This is a genomic window from Brumimicrobium sp. (assembly GCF_048268645.1).
GTDB classification, from domain to species: Bacteria; Bacteroidota; Bacteroidia; order Flavobacteriales_D; family Crocinitomicaceae; genus Brumimicrobium; species Brumimicrobium ulvae.
The window spans coordinates 13,847-34,753 of record NZ_JBLWVE010000022.1 but is presented as its reverse complement, the minus strand read 5'-3'; the positions used below and the strand labels follow the sequence as shown (position 1 = coordinate 34,753).

Here is a 20,907-nt window from a genome sequence, read left to right as displayed (position 1 = left end):
TGTCAATTATCTTGGAAACATCAATGAAAATCAATCCGTATCTGCTGGCGCTACCCTATTCGCTGTTTTACCACAAGACACTCGACTTATTGGCTACGTACAAATTCCATCACAAGGTATTGGCCGTGTCGAAAAAGGACAGCGTGTAAATATTCAATTGGCAAATTATCCGAAGCAAGAATTTGGACAACTCAAAGGAGAGATAATGTCTGTTTCAGAAATTCCAACCATAAATCAAGAATCAAAAGAGGGCTATTATTTTGCTAAAGTAAACTTACCCGAAGGACTCAAAACGACATACAATAAAGAATTAAAGCACACAGCGGAAATGATTGGAACTGCTTCAATTGTTACAGATGATCTGAATGTTTTAGAGCGTGTATTCAACCAATTTAGAACTGTTTTCGACAATTAATATGAAGATTAAAACAGTTATTCACATCGCTCTTTTTTGGCTTTCACTGTTTTCAGTAAATGCTCAGGAAAAATGGACTTTAGAAAAGTGTTTATCTTTTGCAGATTCAAGCAATTTAAATTTAAAAACCAAAAAAGTTGATTTATTAATAGCTGAAATTCAACAAAAACAGTCCAAATTAAATATACTTCCAACTATAAACGCTGGAGGAACGCATGGTTATAATTGGGGACAAAGTATTGATCCCTTTACCAACCAATTTGCCACTGATCGGGTAAGAACCAATAATTTTTATGCCAGTAGTTCATGGAATATATTTTCTGGGCTTCAGAATTACTATTTAAAACAGAGGAACGAGCTGTCCATTCAAGAAACAACTCATGAAATTGATATTCAACGTCGAAATCTTCATATTGATATCACCGCAGCTTACATGCAAATTTTATTGAATCATTACCTCATTGAAGCAGCAGAAAATCAAGTAGCCTATTCATTAGAATCGGAAAGCTTATCAAAAGAACGATTCAAGAATGGTTACGCCACTAATTATGATGTTTTGTCATTGTCAAGTCAACTGGCATTGGACAGTGCAATGTTAAGACAAGCCAAAAACAATTTTGAATATAGTTCTTTATTGCTTTCGCAGCTATTAAATTCAAAAGATGAGATAGAGATTGAAATTCATTCGATTGAATCTTTAGAAAAGGGTGAAATTTCAATAAATCGAGAAGAATTTTCACAAAACCCTGAATTTCAACTTGCCACTACAAGGATAAATTTACAAGAGTATGATTTAAAAATGAAGAAAGCACAGTTACTTCCAACATTGGCTATTAATAGTTCTTTAGGAAGTGGTTATTCTGGAAACAGTAAGATACAAGTTGGAAGCGAATTCTTACCCAAACCCTTTGAGGTACAAATGCGAGAAAATTTTTATCAATCAGCTGTGCTTACTTTAAATGTTCCTATTTTCAATAATGGAAGAGTTCATTCAGAGATCAAAATTGCGGAGGCGGAACTCACAAAAACAAAGTTAAATCAAGAAATTATGTTTCAAGATTTACGTAATAAGGTAGAACAATTAGAAAACGAAATCACTAATGAGAAATTGAATTCAAAAGCTTTAAAAAAAGCCTTAGAAGTGTCTGAAAAGCGTTTTGAAGCCTCCACAGAACAATACGAGTCTGGCGTTATTAATGTACAAAGCTATATTGAACTAAGAAGTAATTTATTCAAAACCCAAGCAGATTATTACACCGCGTTGATCACACTAAGGTTTAAGGAAAAGATGCTCAAAACGCTTTATGAAAGGTGAGTTTAAATCAATAATTTCAACTTAAATCCCTTAATTTTTCCGTTCATCAATAATAAATCATAAAGAAAATACACCTGTAAAGAATAAATTAGTATATATTAGCGTTAGCTATTTCGATAGTACACTAATTTATTACAACATACCTGCACGGTGGATCAACATAACTACACTACAATCCATTGCAGAACATTTTTGGCTTGACCTAATGTGAAATTAGGTTCGAACTTGATATTTATTAAATGTATCATAAAGAATGAAACATAGATTAAACATCAGTTACAAAATTTGTAAATGAATTTTTGTGAAGAAGTTATTATAAACACACTTTAATTAAGTGTATAATAAGTACAAAGGCGATGTAATGACTTACAATTAAAATGGAGTTAATTCATCGTCCGGAATACTGAGGAGGTTTAAATAAATAAAATGTTTGGGACTAATTTACATCTGATCACACTGCTCTACTTGACCTTAGAAATAATTATTCTATTTGTTCAGGTGGCCGTATGCTTGTCACGTCCTAAAGACATTAGAAGGTTCAGATTTTTTATTTTAATTTCACTTTTTATCCTTTTCAATGTTTTTAATGGTTTCTTCCCGAATCCAAGTTATGTTATACCCATTTTAATTCAAGATATCATTGCTTACTCAAGTGGAATTGCACTGGCAACTTATTACTTCTACTTTTTGGTTAATGAATTAAAAATAAAAAGTGGCAAATATTACAATACAAAGTTTCTGTTTTCAAGTTTAGTCGTTTCCTTTATCATTGGGCTTGTTTTTACCTATCTCATTACTGGAGAAGTGAATTTTTCTGAAGAAATATTTATTGTTCCCCCTATTTTTATTGCCGTGTACTTTTGCATTCGAACCTTAATCTTTATTTTCAAGACTCAGGAAGATGTTTCATCCCATTACAAATTACTAACTATCTCAGGTTATATTGGAGCTGTTTTTATGTCTTCTATGCCTATAGTTGTTTATTTTGGAGACATTCAGCCCGTCAAAATTAGTCTCATCAATATTAGTTTCTTATTAACCGCTTTTGCATTTTACAAAAATCAGCTATATCTCAGTAGAAAGGAATACAAGGCCTTAAATAACATCGGATTTTATGCTGAAAAAGCAATAACGATAGAAGCGCCAATCATAAAGGATACACATAATGAAGTTCAACTTACAGCTAAAGAAACTGAGGTTTGCAAACTTATTTTAGAAGAGCTTACTTACCAAGAAATTGGAGAAAAAATGCACATTACAAAAAACACGGTTTCTAAGCATGCTTCTAATATTTTTAAAAAGACAAACTGTAGAAGTAAACAAGAATTTATTGATCGATATGCAAAAGAAAATGGTTTAAACCTAATCGAAATCAGTTAAGCGCTCACTTTTGCCTGAAGTTTTATAGCCTTTTTTGGATACGCACCACACTTAGATAAGAGCACACATATCAAAAAGTAAACTTCATACTGCGTTCATCTAAAATAGCAAAACTGATTTTAAAAGACGTTCTGGGATTGATTTGATTTCCATCTGAAAAAACAGCATAGGCACCAATTCTGAGTCTTCTTCGTGCAAATTTAAAGATTCGTTCTAAGCCTGTGTACACTTCATAGTGCGTCCAATTGTGTTCGGGTACCCATAAATAACCTCCTCCAGCTACAGTCGAAATTCGGGTCTTTTTCATGAATGGAATCTTGTTGATTAATGCACCGTTGAAGTGATGGATGTAATGCGATTCAAAATACCAATTCATGGTGGGTAAAGTTGAATCTAAATCTTGATAAGAGTACATAGGATTAGAGAATAAAATAGGATCACCACGTCTATGGTATTGCATGTCTTCTGGACGTAGAATTTTTTGATTCAAAAACCTTCCTGTGGTGATGTGGTATTTTGAAGTTCCTAACGTCCCAATTTTAAAAGTCTGCATCGCTCCAAATCGAATGTAATCGTGATTGACTTCACTGCCGAATAATTGAGGAATTCCTTTTTCATAAAAAACATAAAGCATTGGCCATTTAGAGCCTAAAACAACTTTCCTTTTGGGTTCTCTCATGTACTTTTGAAAAGGGGTATAACGCAACATAAAATCTAAAATAAGCGCATTGTATTGTATGAACTCTGGTGGCTCTGTATTCCCTAATTCTTTATCGAACCAACGGATAAACTTAGTACCTTCGGGAAGCGGACGTCGGTTGGTGTAAGTCAGGCTGTTTTCTAAATACAATCCATTCAAAAGCTCAAAATCATGATACAGTGAACCCGAAGTTTTCTCAATAAAGTTATCCCGTAAAAACACTTGAGTTAAGGCGTCATAAGAACGTATTAAATCGTAATTATGAGTGAAGTTTACCCCTACTCTTGATTGCCGGAAAGGATTGTATAAATACCTAATATTGGTATACCCTTTAATGTCTCCATTTAACAATCCTACGTCAACACGCGTATAACTGTCGAAGGTTTTTTCGTTATCCCACTTCTTAAAGTAATCAAAATCGGGACCTATTCTCGGACCTGCAATATAGAGTGGTCTCATCATCGCAGCAATTGAACTGATTGTCCATTGTGTTTTATTGGCTCTATTCCTGCGGTCAATTCCGAACCAAAGTACTTTCCAAAAGGTGACTTTATTAAATACAGAATCTATTGAATCTAAGTAACTGGTTTTAGTAAATAGATTTTCGATGCTGTCTCTTTGTTTAATGAACCTCTGCTCTTCTTCTGTTAAAGGAGTTAAGCGCTTACCGGACCAATACGTCGAATCACGTTCGTAGGCTTCTTCTGTAGTCACCGCTAATTCATTTCCAAACAGGCCTTTTTTGAAGTCTGGTTTAAAATTATAATTTGAATAATTCACCACGGTGCTTCCTTCAAACTTCTCTTTTCGATAGGCTACATTGTAACTCATCAACTGACTTTTGAGTACGCACATAGTATCACCATATATTTCGAATTCCTGCTGAACACTAAAGTTATCATAGATATATAGGTTCCCTTTAATGATGGTGAAATCTATCTTTTCTACCAACCATGTACTGTCTTGAATCCAAATAAAACCTTCTAATGTTGAGGTAGCAATATTTCTTGGAGTGATTTTAATTTTGTTGAGGGTGGGTTGGCCCTCACGTTCAATCTTCTCGACCAACTGATATTTATAAGAAAGAATCCCTGCTGTTGAAATAGGCGATTGCACAGGTGACTTACTTAAATCATCTAGGCTTAAAGTATTTTGAAAAAAATTAAAGTTTGATTTTGCAGTAGTAGTAAAATATAGATTTCTGTCGTTTCCTCTTTTAGAATATCCCGTTCTTATTTCTTTAATGTTATTGGGTGGAGCGTAACTTCTATTCATCTCAACCTCTACCATATTGGTATTGTTGAGTTCTTGCATTTTCTTTTCTTTCAACTTTTCAACATCGTCAAAACGGGCATCTGCTTCGTCTTTCTCTTGGTCTTTTTCTGAATAATGGACAGTACCACTTTTCTCATCTTTGGCTCTGATGTAAACATCACAAATGTGAGGATATTGATTGTAATCTAATTTGTTTTTGATACCAACAGTTCGCATAACGATTTCACGACCTATGTTGCGTCGTTTTTCAGAAAAATCGAATTCCTCTAGGTCTTTGACTTTAACAGGAAAGAGTTGAATGTTTACTTCTTTTGTAGCTTCACCAACAACCAGATAAAATTCACGGTTTTCATATCCCATTGCTGAAAACACAAGATAATACTCCCCCACTTGAAGTCTCATCAAATAATTTCCTTCGATGTCTGCACGGGTACGTAAATCTGAATTGTTTTTAACATAAATATCAGCAAAAGGAATTCCTACATTCGTTTCATCTAGCACTTTTCCTTTGACAACATATTGTGCAAAAGACAATTGTCCGAATAAAAGACAAATACCAAGAAGAATGTATTGCTGTATGCCTTGCATTTTGTTTATGAGCCTCAAGCGATTATGTATTCATAGTGATATTAATTGAATATCAAATTCAAATATAACTTGAATTGCATAAAAAAAGCAATAAAAAATAATGAAAGGTTGAACTAGCGTATAAAAAAGCCCTTGGGAGACCAAGTCTGTTCTTTCTATTTCTATTTCTTTTGCTGAGTATTGTCCTTGTTTTTTAAAAACTCTTCGTGTTTCACCATACGCTTCATCATAAAACGACGAATAAAGAACAACAAGATAGCAAAAACACCAAAAATATAGTATCCAGACCAGCGTTCAAATCCTTCAGTATAACCTAAGTAAGTTACACCTATAATGGTAACAATTCCTGTTGCTAACCAAAAAAACTGCATAATTTTATTGTATGTTCCCATGTTCTAATCGTTTAAAAATATTTTTGCTGTAGGTTGATAAAATTGCGCTGTGTCGAAAGCAGGTGTTGTCCACGCCCCAATACCAGAAAGGATCATATCGGGAGAAGTAATCACAACGGGTTTATTGGTATAGATAGAATCTCCGTCTCTACTCCAATATAAAACTTCACTTTCTAAAGTTTTTTGTTGACTCACATTCAAAAGTTTAACACTATCCCTTACGGTAATGTTTCCGGTGGCACCATCAATCTCTCCAAACAAGGAAGTCAAGACAGAGCCAATTTCTCCTTCTTCATTATAAAAATTTACCTTTAATCCATCTTTAAACTTAGTTACATTCTTTGGTTGTGCATAAGTTTCTGCGATATTCGCATATATTTCAATTTGCGCAAAACCTGAATCTGTATAAATGACATGCAACATTTCGCTTGTTTCATCGGGATTATCAGGATGTGTGGTAATCTTTTTGACTTTATTGAGATCGTTCACACATGAAAAAAAGATTCCCGTCATGAAAATCATGACAGGAATCCAATAACTAATGTGCTTGATGTTGCTCAATGTTTAATATGTTTTAATCGTATATGTTTTCCCCCAACACTCAAGTGTTACAGTTCCACCTACAGATTTATCTGCGTTAAAAATATCAGATGAAGTTGGACACTGGCTCTTCAAAGAACTAATTAAAGAAGCATTTCCAGATTTTTCAGCCAACTCAACAGCGTAATAGTTATTTGTTTTACGATCGAATGTTGAAACTCCACAGTCGTTCATCATTGCATTCACACTTCTAGCTGCGATTTCATATCCTTTTGCTGAGTTCTTTCCAGTAATAGCAAGTCCTGCGTTGTGAGCTGCTCTATAACTTCCTGAACGGTAATATGCACTTGCAATTTCCAATTCAATATCACTTTTATCATCAGCAGACTCAACCATTCCTAGCGCATCTTTAAAAGAGTTAACAGCACCTGAAGTATTTCCTCTACTTAATTGCAATTTAGCTTTTGCCAAAACAGCATCTACAGAAGGGTCGATTGCAATAATCGTATCTACTAACATTGCATATTCATTGCTTTTTGTACAATTCTGTCCTTCTAATAACTCCATAAAGTTTTTCACCATTACTTTTTTCGCTTCAACTTCTTGTGGCAATTCTTTCATGAAGTTGTTAATGTCTGGCAAAATAGATTCACAGTCAGTGATTACATTATTGATCACATCTGACAAGAAAGTTAGCGTTTCAGCATCCATTCCTCCTTTGTTAACATATTCAGAAAGTTTGAAGTACTCAGCAACTAAACGTTTTTTGTATTCTGCTTTAACTGCTTCATCTTGTTCTTGTACCCAAAGGTTATAAAGGTTAGCATAATATTGCTTTAAGTAACTTGCGTTTGATTTTTCAGCACTGTGGTGAATACCCGCTTTAAGCGCCGTATCTGCTTTATTCATTCCTCCTGGTTTCCCTTGTACTAAATAATAGTATCCAAGGAAAGTTTGCCATTCGATTTGCATTCCGTGTGCTGCTTGACCAGCTTCATAAACCGAGATTAAAGTATCCAGGTACGCTGCTCTAGCTTCTTCGTTTCCTCTTGCATTACTGTAAGATTTTTGCACGGCATAAATGAAAGGATTGTAAAAATTTAGTTCAAGCTTTTCACACTCGTTTAAAGCCTTTATATAATACGTTGTTACTTTCTCGTATTCTTGTGCTTTATACGCGTTTCCAGCAATTGCTTTAAACCTTCTGCACTCATCAGGTGCGTCGTTTCCTTGAGCATAAGTTAGCCCTCCAAAACCAATTACAAAAAGTACGGCTAATAATAATTTTTCTATTTTCATTTTATTTAAAGTTAATCCAATTTATATTTTCTAAACCATCTGTCATATCCTGGAGCAATATTTATGCCGAGATTGAATCCAAAATAATTCTCTTTAATGATGGAAGGACCTTCAGTTTTCCCCATCACACCGTAAGTTCCTGAAATACTAACTGTTGAAACCGCTCTATTCATTACGATTGGAATTCCCAATCCAGCAGTCAATCCTTGATCTATTAATTGTTCACCGTTTACTTCATAAGGTGTATTGACCAAATAAGCTCCAACACGGTAGCTCATTTTATCCATAAAACCAATGTAAGCCGATCGGTCTACTGCACTTCTGTGTGGTTTAAACTCAAACCCCATACGCAAGGAATTAGAATTTATGTACTGTCCAGAAATGGCTCCCAAATCAAAATTCTCTTCGTAATTCGACCAATCCTCCATTGTATATTCAAGTGTTAACATATATGATCTTAACTTCGAATTACTAGAACTTGAGTCATTGTGGGGAGTGAAGGTATAGGTCAATCCTAAACTTGTTTTGGAGGGCAAGTACACTTCTCCACTCACTCCTTGAACATTCAATAAGGTATCGTATGTTCCTTGTGTATAATAGTTACCATAGTGAATACGTGTGTGTGCTTTTTCAAAACGCATTGTATTTCCTGGTCGATAAACTCCGGCTAAACGAATGCTGTGCGCTAAAGTTGGTCGATAATCATAGTTCAACCCCAATTCAAAACCAAAATCACGTGCCCGAATCGATTGCTCATCAAGTCCTCCTGTTTCTATCGTATTGGCGATTTTAAAAGCCTTCCTGTCGTTATTAATTCTTCCAAAATAGTATTTTCCATTCACTCCTACAGATAAGCTTTGCTTTCTTCCATCGATAATATTTCCTGAAAAACCAATCAATAATTCCTGAATATCACCACTTCCACTATAGGTATAAAAGATGCTATCTCCTTGAACCAATTCACCATCATTAATTTCGTATCCAGCACGACTTAATGGTTTTAATCCGGCAGCAAGTCCAAAGCGATTGGCAAAAGGCACCACCAAAGACATGTGGGTAATGCTAGAGAATCTACCTTTAGACTCCATTCCATTGTTAGAAAATGTTTTTTCAAAGTGATTCACACCTATTGAAAATAATGGAAGTTGTTTTGCTGTCAACGAATAGGTTGATGGGTTGTGCAAATTTGTTTGACTGGAATCAGCAAGTGCAGTTGCGGCACCTCCTAATCCAGAAATGTAAGCGTTTCCATAGAAGCCTACGTCACCAATTCCTCTTGAGGAATACGGACTGTTAGTGCTAATCTGTACTAGTGCATTTCCACTTATAACTATAAATAATGTCACTAATAAACTTCTATACATTGTGCTTTAGTATTATGTGTAAACCTTTAATGGTCAAATTATCATCGGCAAAGATGCTATTTTTTAATTCTTTATCAAATCTTTTATGGTCTCCACCTGTCAAAAAAATTGTTAACGGTTGATATTGTTGAGTGTAGTTGGCAATAAATCCTTCGATTTCTGCTTGAATTCCGTTAATAACTCCTGACAACATAGCTTGTTTAGTCGTTCTTCCAATTAAGGGTGTAACATCTTCTAATTCTAATAAAGGCAAAGCACCCGTAAATTCATGCATTGCTTTCAAACGCATGGCATATCCTGGAGCAATAGACCCTCCTTGATATTTGTCCTTCAGGACAAGGTCAAATTTTATACATGTCCCAATATCAATTACCAAGGCATGGTCGGTATTCGAATAGTAGTGTGCCGCTACAGCATTTGCAATTCTATCCGCACCTAAGGTATTTGGTGTTTCATAAGCATCAATAGAAATAGGCAAAGGAGTTTGATTACTTAAAACCACATTCGGTTCAAGTAAATCGCTTACCCATTTTAACTTTTCTTTGTCCAAAACAGAAGATAAGATACTTGTCGTTAATTTTTTTTCACTTAAAACAAGTTTTATTTTTTCTAAGTCCTCCAAAGCGATTTGCTGATGGCCTACGATCTCATCATTTTCAAAATCAACAACTTTGACCCGAGTATTTCCAGCATCAACGACACAGTATTTTATTTTTTCAGACATCTCTTGCAAAGTTAATAGAAGATTTTTAAAAATTAATTGAAAATGATGACATCAGAATAAAATTAGTTACTATATTTGCACCCACCTAATCAAACGAGTTGTTTTAAAAAACAATGGTGATGTAGCTCAGTTGGTAGAGCAAAGGACTGAAAATCCTTGTGTCGGCGGTTCGATTCCGTCCATCACCACAAAACAAACCCAGAAAACTGAAAATCAGAGTTCTGGGTTTTTTCTTGCCTTATATTTCCGTCTATCACTTCAAGTGAAGGAATCAGGAATCAAGACCAATTGTTGAGATTAGGCATAAATACTTGTCATTCTGAATGAGGATCATTCAACGTTTTGTATGCCCAATAGCTTGACTTGAAAGTTTTTTTTCAACAATTAAAACAAACTATACCATCAATGTTTTAAGCATAAAAGTGGATAAAACTACAACTTGCTTGTACATTAAGAAAGGAATAAATCCCCCAAACTTTTGAGACTGATCAGGAATTAATCAACTACCTTTAAAGAATACAGAACAGCTCGGATACGGTTGATATCGAAGCTTGGCGACATGGTTGGTGGCCCATCAATATACCCACTTAAAGCCACAATGGTGTTGCGGTGTGGATGTTTGAAATGGAAGCTCCAAAAACGACCGCCAGAAGGCTCAGAAGCACCAGTAAATTTAAACAAGCCTCTCGCTTGATAACCGGTAACATCTCCTATTTTAAGCTTTTCAAATACGGGCATCGCTGCAGGGTGATATTGGGTTCCCATATACACTCCTTTCAATTCATGAAGTGCATAATACTTTAATATCGTATCCCTCATTTTCAACAAATTATCTGGCTCCATTTGTTGCTCATCCGTGTATGGATATTGCCAAATCATCACTCCACTTTGGATAAAATTCACTTTTGAAGAACTGTATGAATCATTGGTTTGTAAATCCATCTGGCGTGTACGATCGGGGAACAAGAGAATGGCATATTCATCATTAACCGACTCATATCTATAACCTGTCGGCAATCTAAGATCTATTCCAAATTTACTTTGGAGTTTTTTACGCACATCCATATTTCCCTTTGCTGGATGACGGTAAAACTCACGTTTCCATTCTTGTCGGTCATAAACTTTAAACAAATATTCTATTTCTTGAAGAATCAGGTCGTACAGATCATTGATATCATGAGCGCGCAACTTTGTATACAACTGCGTCTTCGCATAATAGTTTTCATAGATATGCATTTTAGGATTTCCCTTCTCCACTTTTTCATCGATGATTAATTCAATGACGTTTCTTAATCCAGTAGATAAGCGCACAAAATCCTCAGGAGATCGATTGAACACTTCGAAATGTGGTGTTGGAGGGTAATAAGGGCGAATAGGAGCAGCGAAAACAGAATCAAATACTTCTGCTATTTCATCGGTATATTCAGTATTGTTCGCAACAACAATCAACCTTCCTGGTTTACCAGTATATTGAGAAATTGAACCTGCTTTAATGATTTCACGACCTCCTTCGTGTTTACTTTCATCAAAGATTTTCTTCTGTTTGGCTTTAGCATCACTCCCCTTTCTTCCTGACTGCTCGTCTAGACAGGAAAACAATACTAAACTCAATATTATTAAACTAAACCAATGTTTCATATCTCTAATTTTACTTGGTGAAGACTACAAAAACTGTGCTAAAAGACCACAAGATAAGCTGGCGTAAATTATTTCACGCGAATTTTTTGGCCCACTTTCAAATCTCTATAGTTGAGTCCAGGATTCAGCCTTTTCAACTCCTCTACAGAAGTCCCTCTATCTTTTGCAATAACCCATAAATTTTCACCCGAACGAATGGTATGCAATGTACCAGTTGTTGGCTCTTTGTAGGTTGTAGAAGAAGCTTGTTTTTTGGTTGGATTAGACTGTTGTTTTGGAGGCGTTCCATTGGTGTATATTTTCAACTTTTGACCAATGGCCAACCTTGTTGAACGCATATTGTTCCAATCCATTATATTTCTAACTGTTGTTCCGTACCTGCTGGCAATATGCCCTAATGTTTGCCCCGATCTCACATAGTGAATTGTTGTTGTTTGATGCGTTGCGGCCACTTTTTCCTTTTCTGGAATAGATTCATAAATAAGCGAATCCAAAGCGTAAATACTATCCTCCATCTCTATCCATTTACCAACATAAGCAGTTGGGATTTGAATACATTGCATAGGTGTTTGCTTAGGAATATAAGTCGTTTTAAAAATTGGATTCAAAGCCTTGATGTCTTCCACTGCCCAACCTGTCAATGAATCGATCACCTCCATGTGCAAACCGTCTTTCAAGCAAACAGTATCTACTTCGAAGTCATGAAATTTTGCTTCACGGGCTCTAATATTATGTTCGGCATGATAGGTCATCATATAAGAAACAGCAATAAAGTTTGGAACATAGCCTTGTGTTTCTCTTGGCAAATATGGTCGAATTTCCCAGTAGGTCATTTTCCCACCTGAACGCCTAATGGCTTTATTCACGTTTCCTGGACCAGCGTTATAGGCCGCCAATGCCATATTCCAATCATCATACATTCCGTATAACTTCTTTAAATATAAACATGCTGCTTCGGTGGCCATTTCTGGATCCATGCGTTCATCAATGTATGAGTTCTGATTTAGTCCGTAATACTTTCCAGTACGATACATGAATTGCCAAAGCCCAAGTGCGCCAGCTCTAGACTTCACCTGCGGTCTTAAACCACTTTCAATGACAGAGAGGTACTTTAATTCGATAGGCATGTCATGCTTGGCCAATTTTTCTTCGTACATATCGAAATACAATTTCGATCGACCAAGAACGATACTTGTAAAAGACCTTCTTTTCTTGGCAAAAAATCTAATTACGCTCACCACATCATCATTACAATCCAAATGGAAAGGACTCATTTCATTCAAGGCATTGAGTCGCATGCAATAAACTGAATCCGCAAAATCAGGAACATCCTTATCGTCGTAGCCTAAAGCTTTGATGATAGAATCTGTTTGAGCATCAGTAGAGGCATAATCTTTATAGTATTCTTCTAAAGTATTTTCAATTACACGTAAAAACTGTTCATATTGAATTATCTCCGTACTGTCTTCCGAAGCGAGTTCTGAGGCAGTATTGGAACTTATATTTTGGGTTTCAGTGGACGCACCTTCTTGCGCGAGAACAACTGTACCTACGATTAATATAAATCCTTGTAATAGTATTTGTTTTACGTGTTTTATCATCTAGCAGAATTCCATTAAGTAGGCCGAAGTATCCAGTAACTCTTTTTCTCCGAAGTGTTTTCCGATCAATTGTAAACCAAAAGGCATTCCGTTACTATGCTTCCCAATAGGAAGAGAAATTGCGGGATGACCAGAAAGATTTGCTTGAACGGTATAAATATCTTGTAAATACATTTGAATTGGATCTTTTACCGCATTCAATTCAAAAGCTGTAGAAGGAGTCGTTGGCAACAAAATAAAATCATTTTGCTTTAAGATTTCATTTGTACGGTCCTGAATCAATCTTCTAACTTTTTGTGCTTTTGTATAATACGCATCATAGTATCCTTGGGAAAGTACAAAGGTTCCTGCCATAATTCGACGTTTAACTTCAGCTCCAAAGCCTTCCGTTCTCGATTTAACATAGGTCTCTTCCACTCCTTTTGCATCAGCACTTCTGTAACCGAAATGAACACCATCAAACCTGGACAGATTCGAAGATGCTTCGGCTGTGGTCAACACATAATATGTTGGCACCATTTGATCAATATAAGAAAACGAAACAGGAATCAATTCATGTCCATCTGCACGCAGACAGTTCACTAAATCTTCAATTCTAGCTTTAATTTCCGGGTCTACTCCGTCAGTATCTAAAGTCTCCTTAATATAAGCGATTTTCAACTTTTCTTTAAGGGGAGAGATACTTAAGGAAGGCACTTCTTTAGAAGAAACAGTACTATCGTATTCATCTTTCCCTGCCATAATTTCGGTTACCAATGCAATATCAGCAACATCATTGGCGATGGGTCCGATCTGATCAAACGAAGAAGCATAAGCAATCAAACCATAGCGACTCACACGCCCATATGTTGGTTTAAACCCTATAGTTCCAGTAAAAGACGCGGGTTGACGAATAGAACCTCCAGTATCACTACCAAGTGCAACGGTACAAAGATCACCAGCAACAGCTGCAGCACTTCCGCCAGAAGAACCTCCAGGAACATAGTCCTCGTTCAAAGCGTTTTTTACTGGGCCATATGCTGAGTTCTCATTAGAACCTCCCATTGCAAATTCATCACAATTGAGTCGTCCAATAATCACTGCATCTTCTGCTAGTAAACGATCAATTACCGTAGCTGAAAATATAGATTCAAAGCCTTCTAATATTTTAGAGGCCGCTGAAACCTTATGGCCTTTGTAGCAGATATTATCTTTAATACCGATAACCATACCTGCCAATCGACCAGCATTACCATTTTTGATTTTCTCGTCTACCTCCAATGCTTTCTTCATTGCTGATTCTTCAAACACTTCAAGAAACGCATTCAAATCGCTGCGTTCTTTTATGTTATCCAAATACTTTTGAAGAATATCTTGTACGGTTCGCCCTTTTTCTAGAGCAACTTTTATTTCACTAAAGGTCTTATACATGAATAAGGGGGTTTAACCTATTTCTTGTTATTTTCTTTATTTTCCTCACTACCTGCGTCTTCATCGTTTTTGGTAGCATCTTTGAATTCTTTCATTCCTTTCCCTAAACCTTTCATTAGTTCTGGAATCTTACGCCCTCCAAAGAGCAATAACACAACTACCACAACGAGAACAACTTGCCAAGGACCAAACATTCCTAAAATCATCTTGCTTCAAATTTAATTTCCACAAAGTTACGCAATATTGTATTAATCTACGTCCATACATGATAAACTTTATTCAGAAAGTAGAATATAGATTGCGCATTGTCCACCTGCACTCTTTTCATTTGAATTGAAGCCTTTAAATCTAAAAGCGTTTAAGTAAGAATATTAACTTTGCATTCAAAGTGAAAAACATGAAAATCGGAATAATTGGTGGTGGAGCAGCAGGTTTTTTTTCTGCAATACAAGCACAAACTAACCATCCAAAAAGTACTGTAATCATTCTTGAGAAGTCCAATAAATTATTGGCCAAGGTGAAGGTTTCTGGAGGAGGGCGATGTAACGTTACCAATGCTTGCACCTCTATTGCCGAGCTCAGCAAAGCTTATCCCCGCGGAGGAAAACAGCTGAAAAAATTATTTCCAAAATTCAATACTGTTCATATTCGACAATGGTTCGAATCTCGAGATGTTCCATTGTACGCACAAGACGATCAGCGTGTTTTCCCTGTTTCAGATGACTCGCAATCAATAATAGATTGCTTAACTGGCGAAGTAGAAAAGCTAGGCATCACCATAAAAACAGGTACGAATGTTCAAAAAATAGAAAAAACTGAAGAAGGTTTTGAAGTTTTCCTGGATGATGTCAATAGCATATTTTTCAATAAAATCATTGTTGCTTCGGGCGGATCTCCCAAAAAGAGTGGCTTACAATGGTTGGCCGATTTAGGTCATGAAATCATAACTCCTGTTCCAAGCTTGTTCACATTCAACATGCCAAAGGAAAAAGTAAAATCCTTAATGGGAGTCGCTGTTGAAAATGCAACAACGCGTATTCAAGGTGAAAAATTAACTGGAAACGGTCCATTACTGATTACTCACTGGGGCATGAGCGGACCAGCAGTTTTAGTTTTGTCTTCTTTTGGTGCCCGTCTTTTGGCGGAGAAAAACTATCAATTTAACCTTCAAGTCAATTGGACAAATGAGCAAAATCAAGAGCTTATTCGTGAAAGGATAAAAGACCTCATCTCCGAACATGGACAAAAACAATTGCAGAACATTCGACCTTATGGTTTACCTTCTCGTTTATGGTTGTTTCTTTTAGAAAAAATTCAATTGCCCCTTGACCAAAAGTGGGATGAAATTGGAAAGAAAGGCCTTCATAAAATCATTGAAATACTATCCAATGACATATACGAAGTTAGTGGTAAAACAACATTCAAAGAAGAGTTTGTGACCTGCGGAGGTGTCTCGTTGAACAGTGTAAATATGAAAACCATGGAAAGCAAACATGTTCCTGGTTTATATTTCGCAGGGGAAGTTCTGGATATTGATGCTGTTACTGGTGGGTATAATTTTCAGGCTGCCTGGACAACTGGATATATTGCTGGTCAAATTCAATAGAAGCATAAAAAACAATGCTATTCGTTTTTTATGCTTCTAATATTACACTACTTACTAAAAGCCAATACTTCTATTCCGTCTTTATCAAACAAAATTAATTCCTCTCCCTCAATTTTATACGTCACCACCGAGGTGAAAGCATTTAAAAATTGGTCAGGAATTTCCATGTCTGGACACATCATTTTTGTGGACGAAATTTGTGATAAAAGCAAGTCGGTTTCTGTGAAATTTCTCAATTCAGCTCCATAACTGTTACAACCGTCTTTACCTCCAACCATCATTTTATCTAAGTCAAATACCAAAGTAGGAATAGACTCTGTGTTTATTTCTTTACCATTTATTCTTGTATTGTTCCACTCTCCTAACAAAGCGTTTTTATCTTTTGAAACATTTACTTTTATAAAAGATAACACAACATCACCTTTTTCATTGGCCAAAGCTAACACATCATCTTCCACTTTAAATCCTTTCACTTCAGAGAGTGCTTTATGATAATCTCTTTCGATGTTTTCGTTTGCACATGCTTTGAGCGTTGTAGGGACTTCACTTATTTCGATTTCCGAAGTAGAAAGCCTAACAATTTCCGCTGAATACAAATTACAACCGCTGTTTCCAGACATCATCATGGTGTTGAGGTTGAAATTCAAGGTAGGTAGAACAACCATTCTATTTATGTTTCCACCATTGATTGTTGCCAGCACCCAATTTCCATCTAAATGAATACGCGGATCTTCTTTTCTATCCAACTCATTTATTAAAGTATATTTAACAGAAGAAGCATCAGCAGGTACATCCTTAGCATCTTGTTTTTCAGTTTTCACTTCTATCTTTTTCATGAAGCCCTCTTCGAATTCAAATCCTTCGATATTGCTGTGGAAATTTTCCCATTTTTCATCCTTAAGCGCATCGCCTTTAAAAACTTTTAAGCACTCAGAATTGCCTGCACCAGCATCACATTCTGATTTGATTCCACCAACCCACAGAACATCATTCTTAGGAGTAGAACAAGATTGTAAGATTACTAATCCTGCTACAATGGGCACTATACTTTTAAACTTCATCGTTTTATTTATTTTTTGTTCGTGCAAAGAAAGGCAAATGCCAAGCCAAGTTTAAAGATGCAGCGTTATAATTTGTTAAGCGCTTAGAAGTTTGGCGAAAGCGAATGCGTTTTAAAGAAGTCATCAATATACTTAACTGCCTCTTCTTCTTCATCTACAACCTTAAACAAGTTCAAGTCTTCAGCTGAAATATTTCCCTCTGCCAACATGGTGTTTTTAATCCAATCAATCAACCCAGACCAATATGCTTTACCAATAAAAACAACAGGTTTTCGGGCAATTTTTTTGGTTTGAATAAGCGTTAGAGCTTCAAAAAGTTCGTCCAGTGTACCGAACCCACCAGGCAAGACCACAAAAGCTTGAGAGTACTTTACAAAAACCACTTTACGTACAAAAAAGTAATCGAACTTCAAGTTAGACTCTTGGTCAATATATTGATTTCCACTTTGTTCAAAAGGCAAATCAATATTTAAGCCGATAGATTGCCCACCTCCTTCTTGTGCACCTTTATTTCCTGCCTCCATAATTCCTGGACCACCACCAGTGATTACACCGTAACCTTTCTCTCCAAGCATTCGAGAAATGTTCACTGCTTTTTGATAGAAATCGTTGTGTGGTTGTGTTCTTGCAGAACCAAACACCGACACACTTGGCCCGATACGAGACATATTCTCATATCCATTTACAAATTCTGCCATTATCTTAAAGATGGCCCAACTGTCGTTAGACTTTATTTCACTCCAATCTTTTCCGTGTTTATGACTCATATTTTCTGTTTAATTCTGTTTTTAAATATTTTGCTGTTATTGAATCTTTACTTTTTTTGACCAATTGTTCGGGTGTTCCCTCACCAACAATTCGTCCACCTAATCTACCTCCTTCTGGACCAACATCAATGATATAGTCAGCAACTTTGACGATATCTAAATTGTGTTCAATCACCAACACTGTATTTCCCTCATCCACCAAACGATTTAAAACATCCAACAACATTCTAATGTCTTCAAAATGCAAACCTGTTGAAGGTTCATCTAAGATATAGATTGTTTTACCTGTACTTCTCTTTGAAAGTTCAGTAGAAAGTTTTATACGTTGTGCTTCTCCTCCTGAAACAGTAGTTGAAGGTTGACCAAGCTTGATATAACCCAGCCCAACTGAAAGAAGCGTAGACAATATACGATGAATCTTTGGAATAGGCTCGAAAAATTCTGTTGCTTTTTCGATCGTCATATCCAACACATCGAAAATTGATTTTCCTTTATATCTTACTTCGAGTGTTTCTCTGTTGTATCTTTTCCCTCCACAAGTTTCACATTCTACATATACGTCGGGTAAAAAATTCATTTCTATTTGTTTGAGTCCACCACCTTTACAGGTTTCACATCGGCCACCTTTGACATTAAAAGAGAAACGCCCTGGTTTATAACCACGAATCTGAGCTTCAGGTAAATCTGCAAACAAGCTGCGAATTTCATCAAACACCTTGGTATAAGTTGCTGGGTTTGATCTTGGAGTTCTCCCAATTGGATCTTGATTAATTTCAATGACTTTATCGATATGCTCCATTCCTTCTATTTTCTTGTAAGGCAATGGTTCTTTCACTCCATTATAAATATGCGCATTGAGAATAGGATACAAGGTTTGATTCACCAATGATGATTTTCCACTACCGGACACGCCTGTCACACAGGTAAAAGTTCCCAGTGGGATTTTTAAATCAACGTTTTTTAGGTTGTGTCCTGTAGCCCCTTTTAACACAAGTTTTTCACCATTTCCTTTTCTGCGTTTTTTAGGCGTTTCAATTTGTCTTTTATCAAACAGGTATTGCGCAGTTAAAGAATCGCTTTTCTCTAACTCTTTATAGGTACACGCATTAATGATTTCTCCGCCTCTTACTCCTGCTCCTGGACCAATATCTACAACAAAATCTGCTGCTTCAATCATTTCTCTGTCATGCTCCACAACGATTACTGAATTTCCAGCATCACGCAATTGCTTCAAGGATTCGATTAACCGTGTATTGTCACGTTGGTGTAAACCAATACTTGGCTCATCGAGGACGTACAAAACATTCATTAGTTCTGAACCTATTTGAGTAGCCAATCGTATACGCTGTCCTTCACCCCCAGAAAGGGTTCTAGCCGAACGATTTAAAGTCAAATAATTTAATCCTACCGAAAGAATAAATGAAAGTCGGGCAGTGATTTCTTTTAAGATTTCTTTCCCAATAATCATTTCAGATTTACTCAGTTTTCCAGGAAGTCCTTCAAAGAAATGAGCCAATTCATCGATGTCCATTTGCACCAATTGTCCTATGTGGTGACCATCAATTTCAAAATGATAAGCTTCTTTTTTCAAACGTGCGCCATCACAAGTTGAACAGGTCTTTTTATTCATAAAAGATTGTGCCCATCGGGTAATTTTAGCAGAAGTTTTTTCTTCAATGTGTCGGGTTAAGAAATCAATAATCCCTTCAAACGCAGCAACATTTTTCCCCAAACTATTCTTCATTGCTTCACGACCATAAAGAATAGCCATCAACAAATCATCTGGAATATCTTCTAACGGAGTTTTTAAGGTAAAACCTTCATCTTCTAAAAACTGCTCTAGCTGCTCAAATATCCACGTACGTTTATACTTTCCAAGCGGAGCTAGACCTCCATCTTTTATGGACTGTTTTTTATCCGGTATAATTTTATCTAAATCGATTACAGAAATCTCTCCCAAGCCACTACAGGTTGGACACGCACCATAAGGTGAATTAAAAGAAAAAAGGTTGGGTTCTGGATCAGGGTAACTAATTCCCGAAGAGGGACACATTAAAGTTCGACTAAAGTGCCTAACTTCTTTTTCATTGTGTTTTACCAGCATCATTGATTTATCTCCAATTTCCATACTGGTTTCGACCGCTTTCTTCAGTCGTTTCTTGTCTTTTTCATCCACCTTTAATCGGTCAACCACCAATTCAATATCATGCACTTTGTAGCGGTCTACTTTCATTCCTGGCGTCATGTCAACAACAACACCATCTACACGCACTTTTGTAAATCCTTTTTTGAGCATGCGCTCGAACAGTTCTCGGTAATGCCCTTTTCTACCTTTAACTAGTGGCGCGAGGAAAACAACTTTTTCATCGGCATAATCATCAATAATTAAAGAAACGATTTGGTCATCAGAGTACTTGACCATTTCTTCACCGGAGATAAATGAATAAGCTGTACCTATTCTTGCAAATAGCAAACGCATAAAGTCGTAGACTTCAGTAATTGTACCTACAGTTGACCTTGGGTTTTTCGATACTGTTTTTTGTTCGATAGAAATCACAGGAGAAAGCCCTTCAATCTTATCGACATCAGGCCTATCCATTCCCGATAAAAATTGGCGGGCATATGCGGAAAAAGTTTCAATATATCGGCGTTGACCTTCGGCAAAGATAGTATCGAAAGCCAGCGATGACTTTCCACTTCCACTCAAACCTGTAAACACGACTAACTCATTTCTAGGAATGCTTAAGTCTATATTTTTAAGGTTGTGTTCCTTTGCTCCAAAAATCTCAATTTGATCTTTCATATTATCTGCTCTCGTCTTACTACAATAGA

General features: G+C 36.3%; 17 protein-coding genes and 1 tRNA gene. 5 read left to right on the top strand and 13 right to left on the bottom strand.

The window, feature by feature from the left end; translation table 11 throughout:
• The 3 genes from ACN0U3_RS13550 to ACN0U3_RS13540 form a co-directional block, all read left to right on the top strand.
• The coding region (locus tag ACN0U3_RS13550) for an HlyD family secretion protein (protein ID WP_417266640.1) at positions 1-415 on the top strand (415 nt) is incomplete at its 5' end.
• A gap of 1 nt (position 416) precedes the next feature.
• The gene (locus tag ACN0U3_RS13545; RefSeq protein WP_417266639.1) at positions 417-1,730 is read left to right on the top strand and encodes a TolC family protein; all 1,314 of its coding nucleotides are present in this window, start codon (positions 417-419) and stop codon (positions 1,728-1,730) included.
• 465 nt (positions 1,731-2,195) lie between these two features.
• Positions 2,196-3,110: a response regulator transcription factor gene (locus tag ACN0U3_RS13540; protein ID WP_417266638.1), complete on the top strand. Its 915-nt coding sequence runs from the start codon at positions 2,196-2,198 to the stop codon at positions 3,108-3,110.
• Positions 3,111-3,180: 70 nt separating this feature from the next.
• On the opposite strand, the gene ACN0U3_RS13535 is transcribed toward ACN0U3_RS13540, so the two are convergent.
• From ACN0U3_RS13535 to ACN0U3_RS13510, 6 genes are all read right to left on the bottom strand, one after another.
• A complete protein-coding gene (locus ACN0U3_RS13535) occupies positions 3,181-5,673 on the bottom strand; it encodes a DUF5686 family protein (RefSeq protein WP_417266637.1) in 2,493 nt (830 codons plus the stop codon).
• A 161-nt stretch (positions 5,674-5,834) separates the two neighbouring features.
• A complete protein-coding gene (locus ACN0U3_RS13530; protein WP_299206785.1) occupies positions 5,835-6,065 on the bottom strand; it encodes a hypothetical protein in 231 nt (76 codons plus the stop codon).
• A 3-nt stretch (positions 6,066-6,068) separates the two neighbouring features.
• Positions 6,069-6,626, bottom strand: coding sequence for an LPS export ABC transporter periplasmic protein LptC (gene lptC / locus ACN0U3_RS13525; RefSeq protein ID WP_417266636.1), 558 nt, complete (start codon positions 6,624-6,626; stop codon positions 6,069-6,071).
• A 3-nt stretch (positions 6,627-6,629) separates the two neighbouring features.
• The gene (locus ACN0U3_RS13520) at positions 6,630-7,904 is read right to left on the bottom strand and encodes a hypothetical protein (protein ID WP_299206780.1); all 1,275 of its coding nucleotides are present in this window, start codon (positions 7,902-7,904) and stop codon (positions 6,630-6,632) included.
• Positions 7,905-7,915: 11 nt separating this feature from the next.
• The gene (locus tag ACN0U3_RS13515; RefSeq protein WP_417266635.1) at positions 7,916-9,268 is read right to left on the bottom strand and encodes a hypothetical protein; all 1,353 of its coding nucleotides are present in this window, start codon (positions 9,266-9,268) and stop codon (positions 7,916-7,918) included.
• A complete protein-coding gene (locus ACN0U3_RS13510; RefSeq protein ID WP_417266634.1) occupies positions 9,261-9,992 on the bottom strand; it encodes a type III pantothenate kinase in 732 nt (243 codons plus the stop codon). Before ACN0U3_RS13510 ends, ACN0U3_RS13515 begins: the two co-directional genes overlap by 8 nt.
• Positions 9,993-10,107: 115 nt before the next feature.
• Between ACN0U3_RS13510 and ACN0U3_RS13505 the strand changes: the two genes are divergently transcribed.
• Positions 10,108-10,180 (top strand) — tRNA-Phe (locus ACN0U3_RS13505).
• A 307-nt stretch (positions 10,181-10,487) separates the two neighbouring features.
• On the opposite strand, the gene ACN0U3_RS13500 is transcribed toward ACN0U3_RS13505, so the two are convergent.
• The 4 genes from ACN0U3_RS13500 to tatA form a co-directional block, all read right to left on the bottom strand.
• Positions 10,488-11,630, bottom strand: a complete 1,143-nt coding sequence (locus ACN0U3_RS13500) for a DUF4837 family protein (RefSeq protein WP_417266633.1) — start codon at positions 11,628-11,630, stop codon at positions 10,488-10,490.
• A 68-nt stretch (positions 11,631-11,698) separates the two neighbouring features.
• Positions 11,699-13,231, bottom strand: coding sequence for a transglycosylase SLT domain-containing protein (locus ACN0U3_RS13495; protein WP_417266632.1), 1,533 nt, complete (start codon positions 13,229-13,231; stop codon positions 11,699-11,701).
• Positions 13,232-14,641 carry an Asp-tRNA(Asn)/Glu-tRNA(Gln) amidotransferase subunit GatA gene (gatA, locus tag ACN0U3_RS13490; RefSeq protein WP_417266631.1) on the bottom strand — a complete coding sequence of 470 codons (1,410 nt, stop codon included), beginning with the start codon at positions 14,639-14,641 and terminating at the stop codon, positions 13,232-13,234.
• A gap of 17 nt (positions 14,642-14,658) precedes the next feature.
• On the bottom strand, positions 14,659-14,847 hold the full coding sequence (tatA, locus tag ACN0U3_RS13485; RefSeq protein WP_299206768.1) for a twin-arginine translocase TatA/TatE family subunit: 189 nt from the start codon (positions 14,845-14,847) through the stop codon (positions 14,659-14,661).
• A 191-nt stretch (positions 14,848-15,038) separates the two neighbouring features.
• On the opposite strand from tatA, the gene ACN0U3_RS13480 reads away from it, so the two are divergent.
• Positions 15,039-16,247 (top strand): NAD(P)/FAD-dependent oxidoreductase, encoded by a 1,209-nt coding sequence (locus ACN0U3_RS13480; RefSeq protein WP_417266630.1) that lies wholly within the window; start codon positions 15,039-15,041, stop codon positions 16,245-16,247.
• A gap of 47 nt (positions 16,248-16,294) precedes the next feature.
• Here the strand turns inward: ACN0U3_RS13480 and ACN0U3_RS13475 are convergent, their stop codons facing one another.
• From ACN0U3_RS13475 to uvrA, 3 genes are all read right to left on the bottom strand, one after another.
• Positions 16,295-17,308 carry an META domain-containing protein gene (locus tag ACN0U3_RS13475; protein ID WP_417266629.1) on the bottom strand — a complete coding sequence of 338 codons (1,014 nt, stop codon included), beginning with the start codon at positions 17,306-17,308 and terminating at the stop codon, positions 16,295-16,297.
• 83 nt (positions 17,309-17,391) lie between these two features.
• A complete protein-coding gene (locus ACN0U3_RS13470; protein WP_299206760.1) occupies positions 17,392-18,075 on the bottom strand; it encodes a TIGR00730 family Rossman fold protein in 684 nt (227 codons plus the stop codon).
• Positions 18,065-20,878 carry an excinuclease ABC subunit UvrA gene (gene uvrA, locus ACN0U3_RS13465; RefSeq protein ID WP_417266628.1) on the bottom strand — a complete coding sequence of 938 codons (2,814 nt, stop codon included), beginning with the start codon at positions 20,876-20,878 and terminating at the stop codon, positions 18,065-18,067. The genes ACN0U3_RS13470 and uvrA overlap by 11 nt, the downstream gene beginning before the upstream one ends.
• Between the last annotated feature and the right edge of the window lie 29 nt (positions 20,879-20,907).

Coding starts and splice junctions, on each gene's coding strand:
- ACN0U3_RS13545 (WP_417266639.1), top strand. CDS start 417: ATGAAGATTAAAACAGTTATTCACATCGCTCTTTTTTGGCTTTCACTG.
- ACN0U3_RS13535 (WP_417266637.1), bottom strand. CDS start 5,673: ATGCAAGGCATACAGCAATACATTCTTCTTGGTATTTGTCTTTTATTC.
- ACN0U3_RS13530 (WP_299206785.1), bottom strand. CDS start 6,065: ATGGGAACATACAATAAAATTATGCAGTTTTTTTGGTTAGCAACAGGA.
- ACN0U3_RS13520 (WP_299206780.1), bottom strand. CDS start 7,904: ATGAAAATAGAAAAATTATTATTAGCCGTACTTTTTGTAATTGGTTTT.
- ACN0U3_RS13515 (WP_417266635.1), bottom strand. CDS start 9,268: ATGTATAGAAGTTTATTAGTGACATTATTTATAGTTATAAGTGGAAAT.
- ACN0U3_RS13510 (WP_417266634.1), bottom strand. CDS start 9,992: ATGTCTGAAAAAATAAAATACTGTGTCGTTGATGCTGGAAATACTCGG.
- ACN0U3_RS13500 (WP_417266633.1), bottom strand. CDS start 11,630: ATGAAACATTGGTTTAGTTTAATAATATTGAGTTTAGTATTGTTTTCC.
- ACN0U3_RS13495 (WP_417266632.1), bottom strand. CDS start 13,231: ATGATAAAACACGTAAAACAAATACTATTACAAGGATTTATATTAATC.
- gatA (WP_417266631.1), bottom strand. CDS start 14,641: ATGTATAAGACCTTTAGTGAAATAAAAGTTGCTCTAGAAAAAGGGCGA.
- tatA (WP_299206768.1), bottom strand. CDS start 14,847: ATGATTTTAGGAATGTTTGGTCCTTGGCAAGTTGTTCTCGTTGTGGTA.
- ACN0U3_RS13480 (WP_417266630.1), top strand. CDS start 15,039: ATGAAAATCGGAATAATTGGTGGTGGAGCAGCAGGTTTTTTTTCTGCA.
- ACN0U3_RS13475 (WP_417266629.1), bottom strand. CDS start 17,308: ATGAAGTTTAAAAGTATAGTGCCCATTGTAGCAGGATTAGTAATCTTA.
- ACN0U3_RS13470 (WP_299206760.1), bottom strand. CDS start 18,075: ATGAGTCATAAACACGGAAAAGATTGGAGTGAAATAAAGTCTAACGAC.
- uvrA (WP_417266628.1), bottom strand. CDS start 20,878: ATGAAAGATCAAATTGAGATTTTTGGAGCAAAGGAACACAACCTTAAA.